13 protein-coding genes are annotated in these 14182 nt (G+C 46.8%); 3 read left to right on the top strand and 10 right to left on the bottom strand.

Features of this window, described 5'->3' with window-relative positions:
- Nucleotides 1–12: 12 nt before the first annotated feature.
- A complete protein-coding gene (locus IQ294_RS07975; RefSeq protein WP_203333507.1) occupies nt 13–534 on the top strand; it encodes a hypothetical protein in 522 nt (173 codons plus the stop codon).
- A 107-nt stretch (nt 535–641) separates the two neighbouring features.
- Here IQ294_RS07975 and IQ294_RS07970 read toward each other — a convergent pair whose 3' ends face one another.
- From IQ294_RS07970 to IQ294_RS07950, 5 genes are all read right to left on the bottom strand, one after another.
- Complete coding sequence (locus IQ294_RS07970) at nt 642–836, bottom strand: hypothetical protein (protein WP_203333506.1); 195 nt, start codon at nt 834–836, stop codon at nt 642–644.
- A 331-nt stretch (nt 837–1167) separates the two neighbouring features.
- Entirely contained in the window at nt 1168–3585 is a 2418-nt protein-coding gene (locus IQ294_RS07965) for a heavy metal translocating P-type ATPase (RefSeq protein ID WP_203333505.1), read from the bottom strand.
- A gap of 73 nt (nt 3586–3658) precedes the next feature.
- Nucleotides 3659–3862, bottom strand: a complete 204-nt coding sequence (gene copZ / locus IQ294_RS07960) for a copper chaperone CopZ (RefSeq protein WP_203333504.1) — start codon at nt 3860–3862, stop codon at nt 3659–3661.
- 82 nt (nt 3863–3944) lie between these two features.
- Nucleotides 3945–4232, bottom strand: coding sequence for a metal-sensitive transcriptional regulator (locus IQ294_RS07955; RefSeq protein ID WP_203333503.1), 288 nt, complete (start codon nt 4230–4232; stop codon nt 3945–3947).
- A 172-nt stretch (nt 4233–4404) separates the two neighbouring features.
- The gene (locus tag IQ294_RS07950; protein ID WP_203333888.1) at nt 4405–6336 is read right to left on the bottom strand and encodes a fructose-1,6-bisphosphatase; all 1932 of its coding nucleotides are present in this window, start codon (nt 6334–6336) and stop codon (nt 4405–4407) included.
- A 434-nt stretch (nt 6337–6770) separates the two neighbouring features.
- Between IQ294_RS07950 and IQ294_RS07945 the strand changes: the two genes are divergently transcribed.
- A complete protein-coding gene (locus tag IQ294_RS07945) occupies nt 6771–7142 on the top strand; it encodes a GNAT family N-acetyltransferase (protein ID WP_203333502.1) in 372 nt (123 codons plus the stop codon).
- Nucleotides 7143–7493: 351 nt separating this feature from the next.
- On the opposite strand, the gene arsC is transcribed toward IQ294_RS07945, so the two are convergent.
- The 5 genes from arsC to IQ294_RS07920 form a co-directional block, all read right to left on the bottom strand.
- Complete coding sequence (gene arsC / locus IQ294_RS07940; RefSeq protein ID WP_203333501.1) at nt 7494–7913, bottom strand: arsenate reductase (thioredoxin); 420 nt, start codon at nt 7911–7913, stop codon at nt 7494–7496.
- A gap of 72 nt (nt 7914–7985) precedes the next feature.
- Nucleotides 7986–8843: an alpha/beta fold hydrolase gene (locus IQ294_RS07935; protein ID WP_203333500.1), complete on the bottom strand. Its 858-nt coding sequence runs from the start codon at nt 8841–8843 to the stop codon at nt 7986–7988.
- 11 nt (nt 8844–8854) lie between these two features.
- Entirely contained in the window at nt 8855–9919 is a 1065-nt protein-coding gene (locus IQ294_RS07930) for a DmpA family aminopeptidase (protein ID WP_203333499.1), read from the bottom strand.
- Between the two features lie 23 nt (nt 9920–9942).
- Nucleotides 9943–10938, bottom strand: coding sequence for a DUF2268 domain-containing putative Zn-dependent protease (locus IQ294_RS16445; protein ID WP_203333498.1), 996 nt, complete (start codon nt 10936–10938; stop codon nt 9943–9945).
- Between the two features lie 44 nt (nt 10939–10982).
- Nucleotides 10983–11495 carry an AAA family ATPase gene (locus IQ294_RS07920; RefSeq protein ID WP_203333887.1) on the bottom strand — a complete coding sequence of 171 codons (513 nt, stop codon included), beginning with the start codon at nt 11493–11495 and terminating at the stop codon, nt 10983–10985.
- A gap of 608 nt (nt 11496–12103) precedes the next feature.
- Between IQ294_RS07920 and IQ294_RS07915 the strand changes: the two genes are divergently transcribed.
- Nucleotides 12104–14161 (top strand): EAL domain-containing protein, encoded by a 2058-nt coding sequence (locus IQ294_RS07915; RefSeq protein ID WP_203333497.1) that lies wholly within the window; start codon nt 12104–12106, stop codon nt 14159–14161.
- Nucleotides 14162–14182: the final 21 nt, after the last annotated feature.

Below are 14182 nucleotides of genomic sequence, written 5' to 3'. Positions count from 1 at the left end.
AGGAGGAATCATTTGGATCCATTACACCAATACGTATTAAGTTTCTGCTTTTTTTCCCAGCCTAAGTCGTTCTATGCGCCGGAGGAATTCGAGCATGTAAAAGTATTCAACCATCAGGAGATCAACAGCTATTTGAATCTGACCGACACGTTCCATTTCAATAGAGGAGAACCGAATTTCTTCTCTCAGCATGGCCCTGCATCTTTCGCTTTCTGGGCACGTTCCTTCTATTTGAATAAAGAAGAAGCCGATTTATTGAATAGCGACGTGGAAGGTCTGTTGGAGATTTTGTTTGAAAAGCTGAAAAACTATCTCATAGAAAATGAAGTAACAAAGGAAAAGATAAGCGTATTGAAGCAAGTTTTCGATTGCCGGTGTGAGGCGTTATTTTCCACACTCCGGCAGCCTGGAATACGGACAGGGCCGTTTACCCTCAGGCAAGGACCGCTGCAGACGCTGACGGAATTCGGTATCGATTTTGAGTATTGGCCACTTGATGAAAATCAAATTGATCAATTAAAAGAATTTGCCTGAGAGTAAGAGGGCATATAATTTGAAAGAGAGCCTGCAGATTGCAGGCTCTCTTTCTTTTTATTGTTTTGTCCGGTTCATTCCATTCGTCTGCACTTGAAAATCCTCTACTATTCCTGTTCATCGTATTTACCCGCTGCTTTCTTAAAACCAATAATTGCGGCGTAGGTAATAACCATTCCTACCGCAACTCCAATCGTAGTATAGATCACTGATTCATCGCCATTGAATAGTAAACGGACTATAAAATAGCTCAGAAATGCCCCTAGTAATAGCCCAGCTAACGATTTTAAATCCTTTTTCATAATCACACCCCTTCCATTTACTGTAACATACCGCTGGAAAGCTGGCTAAGGACCTTTGCTTCTGTGACGACACCTACAGTAGTTTAAGGTTTTTCGCTTTTCGCCTGCGAAAAGCATCCATTTGGGTCTTAGGCCTGGGCTGTGCCTGCCGAATTTTGAGGGGGATTTCGTTTATGCCCGACTTTGCCTTATATATGCCCAACTTACTTCGGTTTATGCCCGACTTCGGCCAGTTTATGCCCAACTCACTTTCACACGTCATTTTCCAACTCAAAAAACGCCCGCCGGCTACTCACCGGCGGACGCTCTGCTCCCCACTGTCTTCTTTAAATCACTTCTCCAGCTTCACCCGCTGCAGGCGCAATGAATTCAATACAACCGACACGGAACTGAAAGCCATTGCGGCACCGGCTACCCACGGCGCCAATAAACCGATGGCGGCAATCGGGATGCCGACCGTATTGTAGGCGAAAGCCCAGAACAGATTCTGCTTGATATTGCGCATCGTTTTACGGCTCATCAGGATGGCATCAGCAATGCTGTTCAAGTCGCCGCGGATCAAGGTGATATCCGCCGCTTCCATCGCCACGTCGGTTCCGGTGCCGATCGCCATGCCGATATCAGCTACAGCAAGCGCTGGTGCGTCGTTGATGCCGTCGCCTACCATCGCGACTTTTTTCCCTTGCTGCTGTAATTTTTTCACTTCGTCCGCTTTGCCTTCCGGAAGAACTTCCGAAATGACGGCGTCGATGCCCACTTCTTTCGCAATCGACTGCGCTGTCCGCTCGTTATCGCCTGTCATCATGATCACTTTGATGCCCATTTTATGCAGGCGTTCAATTGCTCCTCGCGAAGTTTCCTTAATCGTATCCGCAACAGCCACCAACCCGGCATACTGTCCATTTACAGCAGCGAGCATCGCCGTTTTGCCGTCGCTTTCCATCGCTTCCATTTCCGGCAGAACCGCTGACACATCGATGCCGTATTGCTGCATCAATTTACGTGTCCCGACGAGGACGCCTTGCCCTGACACGGTGGCCTGGATTCCGTAACCCGGAACGGCTTCGAAATATTGGACCTTGCCAAGTTCAATGCCTTTTTCCTGAATTCCTTCAACAATCGCTTGCGCCAAAGGATGTTCGGATTGCTTTTCAGCTGCCCCGACCAATGACAGAACGTATTCTTCGTCTTGTCCCTCGGCCAGCTTAACATCCGTCAACACCGGTTTCCCGTGTGTGACCGTACCCGTTTTATCGACTACCACGGTATCGACGCTTTGTGTCTGCTCCAAATGTTCGCCGCCTTTGAACAGGACGCCCATTTCCGCTGAACGGCCGGAGCCCGCCATGATCGAAGTCGGCGTTGCAAGCCCGAGCGCACATGGACATGCGATGACCAATATCGCAATCAGCACTTCAAGCGCCGGTGTGAAATTGCCCGGATCGACCACTAAATACCAGATGAGGAAAGTGACAAAGGCGATTCCCACCACAATCGGCACGAAAATTCCGGAGATTTTATCGGCCATTCGCTGAATCGGCGCTTTCGTTCCCTGCGCGTCTTCCACCACTTTGATGATCTGGGCGAGCGCTGTATCGCGCCCGACTTTCGTTGCTTTCATCTGAATCGAACCGTTGCTGTTGATCGTTGAACCATACAGCACATCGCCAGCCGCTTTATCGACCGGTAAACTTTCACCCGTCAGCATCGATTCATCCACTGCCGTAATCCCTTCCAGCACTTCGCCGTCGACTGGAATTTTTTCACCCGGCTTGACGAGAATCGTATCGCCTATCACGACTTCTTCCAGCGGCACGACTGTTTCAACGCCGTTCCGTAAAACGAGCGCCGTTTTCGCTTGAAGTCCCATCAATTTCTTGATCGCTTCAGATGAACGGCCTTTCGCTTTCGCTTCAAACAATTTACCCAGCACGATCAGGGTAATCAGAACTGCACTGGTTTCAAAATACAGATGAGCCGCGTGCGGCGAGCCGGCATGAATAATCGCCTGATAGACACTGTAGAAATAAGCGGCCGATGTCCCCATCGCGACCAGCACATCCATATTGGCACTGCCGTTGCGAAGCGCTTTATATGCACCGACATAGAATTGCTTTCCGATGATGAATTGGACCGGTGTGGCCAGAAGCATCTGGAACCACGGATTCATCAGGATTTCAGGAACGTATAAAAATGAAGTGAAGGAGAAATGTCCGACCATCGTCCATAATAATGGCAAGGACAAAATTGCCGAAACAATGAATTTCCGCTTTTGGTCCTGAATCGCTTTTTCACGGTAATCCACTCGCTCTTCGTCTTCCTGCAGCTGATGTGCCCCATAACCCAGTTTTTCAACTTTCGCGATGATGTCGCCGATTGTCACTTCCGACGGATTGAATTCAATCGTTGCTTTCTCGAGCGCTAAGTTAACGTTTGCCGATCCGATTCCAGCCATTCTGTTCAAGCCCTTTTCGACACGGGTCGAGCAAGCCGCGCAGGTCATGCCGGTGATATCGAATTCCGCTTTCTGCTTCACCACTCCGTAGCCCAGCGCATCGATTTTCTTTTCGAAATCCGCTTCGGTCAGCTTCGCTGAATCATATTTGATGGATGACTTTTCGAGCGCCAAATTGACATTCGCCTGTTCGACGCCGTCCATTTTACTTAAACCCTTTTCGATCCGGGTGGCACACGCCGCACAAGTCATCCCTGTGATTTGGAAACTTGCTTCTTTTGTTTCAGTCGCCATGATGTTCTCCTCCTCCCGAATACTGCCCGGGGGTATATTTATCTGAAAAGGAAAGAGTGCTGTAAAAGCACCCTTATACTACGTCGTAGCCTTGCTCTTCGATCGTTTCCTGAATTTGGCCCAATGATGTCTTGCTGTCATCGTAATTCACTTCAACCTGGCCGCTTGCAAGATCGACTTTTACTGAAGAAACGCCTTGCAGCTCTCCTACACTTGACTCAACTGCGTTTACGCAATGCGCGCAGGACATGCCTTCTACCTTTAATGTTTCGTTCATATTATTTTCCTCCTCGACTCTATTGGTTTCATCTAAATTAACATACCCGCTTGGGGTATATCAACTCTTTTGTTTTCAGAATTTATTTCGTCATCGTCTTCATGACGTCCATCAATTCATTGATGGCTTCTTCGCCTTTGTTTTCTTTGATGGCCTTTGAGACACAATGATGTGTATGATCTTCAAGCAATGCGAGCGATACTTTGTTCATCGCCGACTGGATGGCACTGACCTGATGAAGTATATCGACACAATAGCGATCGTTTTCAACCATCTGGTGGACGCCCCGCACCTGGCCTTCAATCCGTTTCAACCGGTTCAACAACTGCTGTTTATTGGGTTGCACTGTTGATTTCATTGTTGTTTCCATTTCTTCGACCTCCCGATATATACCCTATACCCGTATTATAAACCTGATATTAACGGAGGTCAAAACAATTGCCTGGGCAGAAAAATAACCTGGAAATTCAGAGTGACTGAATTTCCAGGTTAAATGGGAATATATTAATTTCAATTTTTCAGTGGCAGGTTGCTGTTCTGTTCTATTCCATATACCGGTGCTCGCGCAGGCTGTTCAAACTCTCGATTTCCAGCAGCAATCGGCTGCCGATATTGGTTTCCCTTACTTTTTTGCGCTCCAGTTCTTCGTCCACCAACCGTTTCACTGACAGGACGTCGGTTTCATTGCTCAATACTTCTTCCTTAGAATTGAACTTCTGGTGGGCTACGAGCTGCATGCCATAGGAATTGTAGAGAAGCGTGTAGCCGGCGATGCCCGTAGTCGATTGGTAGGCTTTGGAGAATCCGCCGTCGATGACAAGCATCTTGCCATTCGCCTTAACCGGGTTTTCCCCGTCAATTTCCTTGACCGGCGTATGGCCATTGATGATGCGGCCGTGGTCCGGATCCAAATCGAATTCCTCCAGCATCTTCCGGCACATTTCCTCGTCTTCACGCAAATAATAGTATGGGTTTTTCCGTTCCTTATGCGTTTCTTTTTCTTTGATGAAATACCGTTCGAATGTGGTCATCTCGCGCTTCCCGAATAGCGAGGAATTCTCGCCGGTCCACAGGTACCAGACCATGTCTGTCGAAAAGTCATCCGTTTCGTCAGGGTTGGCGAATGATTGCCGCAGGTATTGTTCGAAAACATCCAGCAGTTCCCGTCCGGCATAGCTTTTTCCTTCCACTTCCATCCTTTTCATGTCGCCGTTTTCTTCAAGCGGAATGCAGCCATGGATCAGGAGGTTGCCGTTGTACTGCAGATATAAACTGCCTTTTTTCATGAGGAAATTCATGTGTCGGGCCAGTTTTTCCGAATGCTGGATCGAGAACAGCAGCTTGTCGATCACTTGCTGCTCTTCTTCCAGTAAACAATCCGGCTGCTCCGGATCGATGGTCGCAAAACAGGTATTTTCAAGTGCATACGTCTTGCCGTGAATGGTCGCGGTTCCATTGTCATAATCCACTTTTTCCAGCAATAAACGGTCTTCCATTTCGAAGCTCGGGCGCCTCTTGATGATCGGGCTTTCCAGTTTGAACTGGATGATGGAAATCGCTTGATGGATTTTCGTGATCTGCAGCTGTTCCTGCTCACTTAAAGTCTCATCTGAAATACGCTTCGGCCGGAACACCGGGTTGTCCCCGTAGTATTTCTCCGCCAGATTCAGCAGCGGCCGCAGATTGATGCCGTAAACGTCCTCGATGATATCGAGATTGTTATAGCGCGCGCAGATGCGGATAATATTCGCCAGGCAGACTTTCGAGCCGGCATAAGCGCCGATCCACAAGGCATCATGGTTGCCCCACTGGATATCGACGGAATGGTAATCGATGAGCGTATCCATGATCTTATGCGGATCCGGCCCCCGGTCGTAAATGTCGCCGACTACGTGAAGATGGTCCACGGTCAGACGCTGCATCGTGTACGCAAGTCCGATGATCAGCTTGTCCGCCTGCCCAAGCCCGATGATCTGGTCGACCATTTTCGCGTAATAATCCTTTTTGTTCGTGAACTCGTCCGTCTTATATAGAAGTTCTTCGATAATGTAAACGAATTGTTTCGGCAGCGCTTTGCGCAATTTTGAACGGGTATATTTCGAAGAGGCATAGGACACCAGCTTCAGCATGCGCTCGATCATTTCTATGTACCATTCGCGCATCTGCTGTTTGCTGCTGAAGTGGCTTTTGATCAATTGCAGTTTCTCTTCCGGATAATAAACAAGCGTCGCAAATTCGTTCAGCTCTTTTTCCCCGAGTTCATTTTTAAAAAGATCCCGTATTTTCACTTTCACGTTGCCGGAACCGTTCCGCAGCACATGCTGGAAAGCCTGATATTCGCCGTGCAGATCGCTGACAAAATGCTCCGTCCCTTTCGGCAATTCAAGTATCGTTTCCAGGTTGATGATCTCAGTTACCACTTTCTCTTCGCTATCATATTTCTGCGCCAATAAATCCAGATATTTTGTATTCAGCATCGAAACTCCCCTTTCAGATTCTGTCCTTTTTCAATCTATGCTAAGCCCTCTCGAAAAATGTAACTGCCGGGAGGATAAAGTTTCTCTACTTCCAGTCTATAGCAGTTAGCGTGCTCGCTCTAGTATGAATCTGCATAGACGGAGAAAAAGACTCTGCTTCTCCTCAAATGACGATTCACTTTATTTTACTTTGCATAAGTTTCTGGTTATTATGGACTTGAACGGACATCTAAGATTATCCTTTCTGCAGCAAAATCCTTTTAAAAACAGCGCCGACTTGCGGTGCTGTCATATATATTACGAGGCCGAGTATTCCAGACGATTGAGCTGGCAATAACGCCAAGAAGAATGATCCATTCTTTTTGGTGTTTTTTTATTGCCCAAACCATCAAGGGGAATGAAGAATTCCCGAATCCAGGAGGTTCCATCCTATGTTGCTCAAATACAAAAAGGCGAATAATAAAGTTGCTATGGGGCTGCTGTCTTATACAACTGTCCATCATAAAGCCGGTGCACTGCAGCGAATTATCCAGAATTACGAAGAACATCCTGATTGGCAGCTGTACCTCTGGAAAGAACACGACGATTTCCTCGGCATCATCGGAATCGAGCTGGAGGAGCATACTTTTACCGTCCACCATGCGGCTGTCATCCCTTCTTACCGCAATGAAGGCATCGGACACAAGATGGTGGAAGAAGTCCAACGGCTCCAGGAACCGCTCGCCATGTGTTCATCGCCTCAGACGAAGGAGTTTCTTGAGAAATGCTGGAATTCGTTCTATCCGAATTTAGTGGACAGTTAACTAGATAAGTTGAATTAAAGAAATAATAGAAATATCGCTTCGGCGCTTTGGACAGAGCAAAGATTATGCTCCTGCGCACAGCTCGTCGCAAAGACTTAGCCTCGCGAGCGTCGACTAATATCTTCAGAGCTGTTTTGCAGAATATCGATTATTGAAAATTATTAGTTCAAATTATATAGAAATGAAATGCAAAAAAGCCGGACGCGATGTCCGGCTTTTCTCTATGTTATTGTCCAGTCTCCGGGGACCCAGCTCTTCGGGTTATAAGCCAGCCCAGCTCTGCGGTCAGGACCGCAGAGCTATTCCGTCTTATGCATTTCAAAGCTTAACGGGTGCCGTCGCTTTTCTTTCTTATTCTCCTGTTGCAGCAAACTTTCGAATGCGCGCCCCGATTTCATCGCGGACGCCCTGGAATACCGCCCACTTTTCTACTTCGGTGCCTTCCGCTTTTGCCGGATCTGTGAATCCCCAGTGGTCCCGCTTCACATGTGGCGGCGTCATCGGACATTTATCGGCAGCGTCTCCGCATAAAGTCACAACGAAATCCGCATTGTTCAAGATTTCGGTATCGATGATGTCCGAAGTCTGCTCTGAAATGTCGATATCCACTTCGTTCATGGCCTTCACGGCGTTCGGGTTCAAGCCGTGCGCTTCAATGCCCGCACTCAATACTCGCCATTCATCCCCAAGAATCTTTTTCCCCCAGCCTTCTGCCATCTGGCTGCGGCATGAATTTCCTGTGCAAAGGAAGTATAATGTTTTTTTCGTCATCTAAGCTACCTCTTTCCCTTTTTCTCCAACTAACATATCAGCATTCACTTATATGTTCAAGAAACCTGTCTATTAGTTTGTTGGAGAGAGCAGTTGGTCGATAAACGATTGATAGACTTCATTGAAACGTTCCGCTTCTTCTAAAAACGGATAATGATTGCTGTCTTCAAAAATCGTTAAAGTGGAATTCAGTATTCCATCGGCCATCTCTACCGAGTATTCGAGAGGACATTGCACATCGTACCTGCCGCACATGATCAACGTCGGCGCAGTGATCATCCCCAGTTTTCTGGTGACATCAAACACGTGCAGTTCCCTGCTGAAGAAATTGAGCCGCACAGCTGACAGCTCTTTTCGGATATCTTCCGAAAAATAATCATCATAATTATCCGGATTCGCCAAAGAGAGTTTCGTACGCTTTATCTTTAGACTGCTCTTTTCCGCTGCCGACAAACCCGGCTGCTTCAGGTTTTCCATCAGTTCCTGCATCTTTTCGAAATGAGTGTGTTGTTCGTTATAGATGCAGTTTTTTGAAAACGTCATGTACTCTCTGGCCGCTGCGCCGACGATTACATTAAAGCTGAGCTTTTCAGAAAAATAAATGCCATAGACAACGCCCAGCATGCCGCCGGTCGAGTGCCCCGCAAAGCCCCATTTATCGAATCCCAGCGCTTCGCGGATTGCCTCCAGATCTAGCACCGTTTCCAGCATACTTAGTTGATGCGGCTGATCTGCTTTCGCGGAGTTTCCCGCTTCTCTCAGATTGACCAGAAACACCTGGTTTGTCTTGGTAAACGCATCTGCAAAGGAATCGCCGGTTTCATTGAACTCGGAATAATGGTGAGTGACGCATAAAGGGTGGCCTTCACCTTTCGTAAATACTTCGAAATCACCGCGGGTTGTTTTGATTATATTTTGGGTCCATTTCATGAGAATCCTCCTCACACTAACGATACGTCAAACTTCTCGATCAAATCCTTGAATGCCGGGCGTTTATTGCCATCACGGCCGATGACCTCTTCGGCCGTCACGAGTGAATTCAGCACCGCTTCTTCCGTCGCTTCGCCCACAGCGCGGAATGCCTCATCCATGTCTTCCTCGTGGATCTGCGGAATCGTGAGCAGCCCTTCCGGCTTGTCGTGCGGAATCCGGGTGGCTGTCGAAAAACCAAGAACGATTTCACCGCTGCCGTTCGTGATGATTGAACCCGTTCTCGATAAACCTGCAACTGATCTTTTGAGAATCCGGTTCAGCTGGCGTTCAGATACAGGCAAGTCTGTGGCAACAATGATCATTACCGAACCTTTGTCTTCTTCTTTATGATCGTCACAGAGCGCTTCCTTCAGTTCCTGTCCTATCGCTTTCCCTTTTACCAGTAAATCACTGAGGATACCGAAGTTCGACAGGACCAGGACGCCGGTTGTATAGGTGCCATGCGCCAGTTCGATGAGCCGGGAAGCGGAGCCGATGCCGCCTTTCAGCGAATAGCAAAGCATCCCTCTGCCTGCGCCCACTGCCCCTTCTTCAAAATCGGCCGAAGTATTATGGAGGGCTTCCAGCACATGTTCCCGTTTCACGAATTTCGCCCGGATATCATTCAAAAACATATCGTTGCATTCGCCGATGACCGGATTCACAGTTCCGGTCGAGCGCCCGATTTCAGGATTCTGTTCCAGCATATAGTCGAATAGTGTATCGGCCGCCACCCCGACGCCCAGTGTATTCGTCAACAGGATCGGCGTCTCCAATGTGCCGAGTTCTTCCATTTGAATCGTGCCCATCGTTTTGCCGAAGCCGTTGATGACATGGCTCGAAGCGATCAGCTTCTCTTTGAAGATGTTCCCCTGATGCGGGAGGATAGCCGTCACGCCTGTTTGGCTGTTGCCATCACTCAGTGTCACATGGCCGACCGTTACACCTTCTATATCAGTGATGGCGTTGCGCGGCCCTGGTTTCAGGCGGCCGATTTCCACTCCGTAATCGCGTATCCGTTTCTGGTTATGCATGTTCTCGCCCCTTTTTTATAATCCTATTCCCCGTAACCGCTGCCCTGCAGAATTTCTTCAGCCGTCATCTTCAGCCATTCATCCACTGACAGGCCCGGATGGTTCAACAGGAAACTTTGCATGATTTCATGCCCGATGATGTAATTTGCATACGGAGGAATTCCTTTTGCCGGATTGCCGTTAAGAAAATCTCCCCAAACCTGCAGATCATACGAATCCTTTTGCTCCAGGAACAGATTATGCACCTGTTCAGTGACTTTCCCATCCTCATTTGAAAGCCATGACAAGTCTGTCTCCGGGTAGTTCAGCAGCGCAAAAGCCACTGCTTTCCCTTCCATTATCGTCGCTTCAAGCAAAGTCGAATCAGCTGTTGCACTTTCAAAAACCCCTTTTTCCATATCAATCAAATGAAAATATTCATGCGCAACCGTCTGTTCCAGTTCTTCTGCGCTAAGTGTCGGATGCACCCACAGGATCATCACTTCTGCGTTTAATGCCATCCCCGATCCATCAGCCGGTGTTGCCGGAAAAATATGTACAGTTTTATCGCCGCCTGGCAAAAGTTCTGCAGATTTTATAAGCGCCTTTTCAATTGCTGATTGAAAATCCTCATTTTTTCCTGCCAGCGCGTCGAGTGTGCTTTGCATTGAAAGCCCATTTTGGGGTGGGTTAAAAACTCCCAGATCCTCGAATTCACTGCCGCCTCCATCATGGAAGGCATTCTGGCGGAAGGGCTGGAAAATCATTTCCGAATAAACCAGATCGCGAGAATCCTGCTCTTCTTTCGCCAAGGCCACATATTGGCTAAACGCCTCGTGATAGGAGAAAATCTTGAATTGCTGATCGCCGGCTTCGACGATTGCCGGGGCTTGTTGTCCGGCTGCATCGTCAGTTGTTTCCGCTGTCGCGGTTTGTTCGGTCGGAGACACTGTCTCTCCACTGTCTGCTGAACATCCGGTAAGCATAATCGTCAGCAGGATCGCCAAGCCTATTTTCTTCGAATAATCTATGTTGTCCACCTCTTTTATTTTTCAGGAATAACATTTCGATGTCCCCATTTAAATTACCTGCTCATTTCCCCTGCTTCTGTCCGGCTGCAGATCAACTCCACAATATCTTCCTCTGTCATCTCTTTCGTCAGCATCATTTCACCTTCTGTGCCCAGGTAATCCTGCTGGCGCCACCATGCCCGCATGGCCTCTTCCCCGAATGCATTTGAAAGATCCCGCGAATGATGGCGCTCGACCGTTGTTTCAAATGGCAGATCGAAGTAATAAACATCGGCGTTGCCCTCGAAAAAATGGATCAGCTTCCGCAGCATGTCCCCGTATCCTTCTTCTATTAAAATGCCTTCCAGAATGACAATTTCACATTTCCCTTTGCCGTATTCTGTTATTTGCCTGATGAGGTCAATGGAAAGATTCCCTTTTCTGTCCCTCACTTTCAGCATATCGCGCCGGACCGTATCCTGAGAAACCAGGAGTGTAGCGTCGCCAAAGCGATTTTGCAGGCTTTTGGCGACCGTCGTTTTGCCGCTTCCGGAGTTTCCTCTTAAAATGATCAGCTTTGTTTCGATTGGAATCACTTCTTTCAAAATTTTTTTAGAGCTCCTTTTGCTGTTATACTAATTTTACCATCCCTCTTTATTTTCGGTCACTTCTATTTTACTCATCATTTTATCTGCTTCGACATCATTTAATCCTGTTTTGTACGACCCTCTTTTTCTAGGCGGTGCGTCAGGAAAATCGCCATTCCTTATTTTAGTCCGCCGGTTTTCTTCAAACCCTTTCACTTTAGTCTTATGTACCTATATATTCTATTTTTTATGATTATATACTTTCGATATAATACCTTTTATTTGAGTCTATTTATCTACACTGATTTTTAGTTCTCAGGAAAACGAGCTGCTCATGCCCTTTTTATAATAAATGCGATATTTTTCTTTCCTGCTTTCAGTTAATTATTATTTAAATATAATAAAATTGATATTGCGATTTATCCCTCTTAAGATCAATTTTATTCGAGGATAGGTCTTTTTACTTTTTTAATTCGCAGCACTTAACATCTTAGAAGATTAAAATGAAACGGGATTACGGGCAATAATTAATTCAATATTTTTTATCAGAGTTTCAACAGGAATACTGTCAGGCAAAATGATTAATAATCTTATGAGGCGGTTGCATTATGGGAAACAACACCAGACATATCGAGGAATTTACAAATAATGATGGGGAATTTTTAATTTCCATCGGTAAGAATGGAAAAATCATTACAGTCAACCAACCCTGGTTGGACTATTGTGTGGAATATGAACTTCCGGAATCCTTATGGAAAACGGGAGCAGATTATTTCGCGATGCTCGAAAAGAACTCCAAAGAAATTGAGCTCCAGTCCATAAAACGGATTTTAAGCAATGACATAGAGGAACACAAGCAATTATCCCCTTTCACTCTTGCCGACGGCAGTACGCAGTGGTTTCAGACCAAAGTCCGGGGAGCCAAAGACACAGCTGGACATCTGCAGGGAGTTGTCGTCCATCATTCCCCTGTCTCACTCCACACCACTCAGCCCATTTCAGCCGAGTTGATCCTGGAAAGCATGACCGAAGGCTTTTACCTGCTCGATGAACAGATGAATTTGATGTATCTCAATGAAATAGGGGAAAAGCTGCTTCAGTGCAGCCAGGAAGATGTGATTGGAAAACCTCTGTTGGATAATTTCAGCGAAATCATCGATACGCCTTTCCATTACCATTACGAGCTTGCATTGAAAGAAAAAACCGTTTCCGAATTCATCGATTATTATAAACCGCTCGATACCTGGTTTCAGGTCAAGGCATATCCGCTGAAAAAAGGCGGTTTGGCTGTCTATTTCCAGGATGTCACCGAACGGAAAATGACAGAAGCTAAGCTCTCGGAATCTGCTTATTATGATTATCTCACTGGACTGCCGAACCATAGGTTGCTGACAAAAAAAGTGAATTTACTCGTGGAAGAGAAAAAGCGGTTTTCGGTTTTCCACCTGGCAATTGATAATTTGAATTTGCTCAATGCCGCACAACGCTATAATTCCGGGGATAATATAATAAAAAAAGTGGCAGAAGTGCTATCTGAACTTGTCGGCAGGAGCTGCCTGGTCGCCCGCATGAGCAGAAATGAATTTATCATCCTGAAAGAAGCGGATTCACCGGAAATCTCAACACGTCTTGCGCAGCACATCGAAGAGATTTTCCAACTTCCCATCTGTCTCGAGAATTCCGAAATGATCATCGTCAACATCAGTGTCGGAGTTGCCGAATATCCTCTGGACTCCCCATTGATCGAGGAAGTTATTTCATATGCTGAACTGGCGATGGAAGAAGCAAAGAACATCCGTGGCTCTTCCCATGCGGTTTTCCAGCCCACGATGAAATTATCCCGGGACCGGCGTGCCGCCATTGAAAAAAGCATGACCGGTGATTTGAAGAAAAATGGCTTCTATTTTATGCTTCAGCCGCAGATTGATGGGAATACCGGCAAAATCAGCGGCACCGAAATCCTGTCCCGGTGGACGCATCCCGAATTCGGTGAAGTTTCCCCCTTGGAATTCATCCAGATCGCTCAAGAGACCGGCGCTATTTTCCCCTTAACTGTCCACTTGCTGGAAGAAGTCTTTGCGCAGCTGAAAACCTGGGAGCACCGGTATGGCTGGAAGCTCAGCACCGCAATCAATATGACGTCGTCCCTGCTCAGCAACCCTCGTTTCTTCGATAAATTCATCGAGCTGATGGACCAATATGACATTGATCCCGGTTTAATCGAAATTGAGATTACCGAGCAGGCGGAACTTACCTACTCTCCACAAACCCTGGAAAACCTTCTGCTGTACAAATCGAAAGGGATGTCCATCGCGATTGATGATTTCGGCACCGGATTTTCAATGATTTCCTATCTGACGACTTTTCCGATCAATAAAATCAAAATCGACAGATCCTTCGTCCAGAAAATCGGTCACGACTGTAAATCGCAGGCAGTCCTGAAATCACTCATTTATCTGGCCAAAAGCATCGAATGCGAGTTATTGGCTGAAGGGGTGGAGAAAATGGAAGAAGTCCGGTTCCTGCAGGAAAATGATTGCCATGTATTTCAAGGATATCTGTTCGATAAGCCATTAAAACCAACCGACTTTGAACAGAAATATATTCGGTCTGGCTATAGGTTCCCCGTGAAAGGCAGAAAAATCATTTCACTGGAGCACACATGAAAAATCCGTTACTGATCGGTT

The sequence above is a fragment of the Planococcus beigongshangi genome (assembly GCF_016820495.1).
Classification (GTDB): domain Bacteria; phylum Bacillota; class Bacilli; order Bacillales_A; family Planococcaceae; genus Planococcus; species Planococcus beigongshangi.
This window is presented reverse-complemented; position numbering and strand designations above follow the sequence as displayed.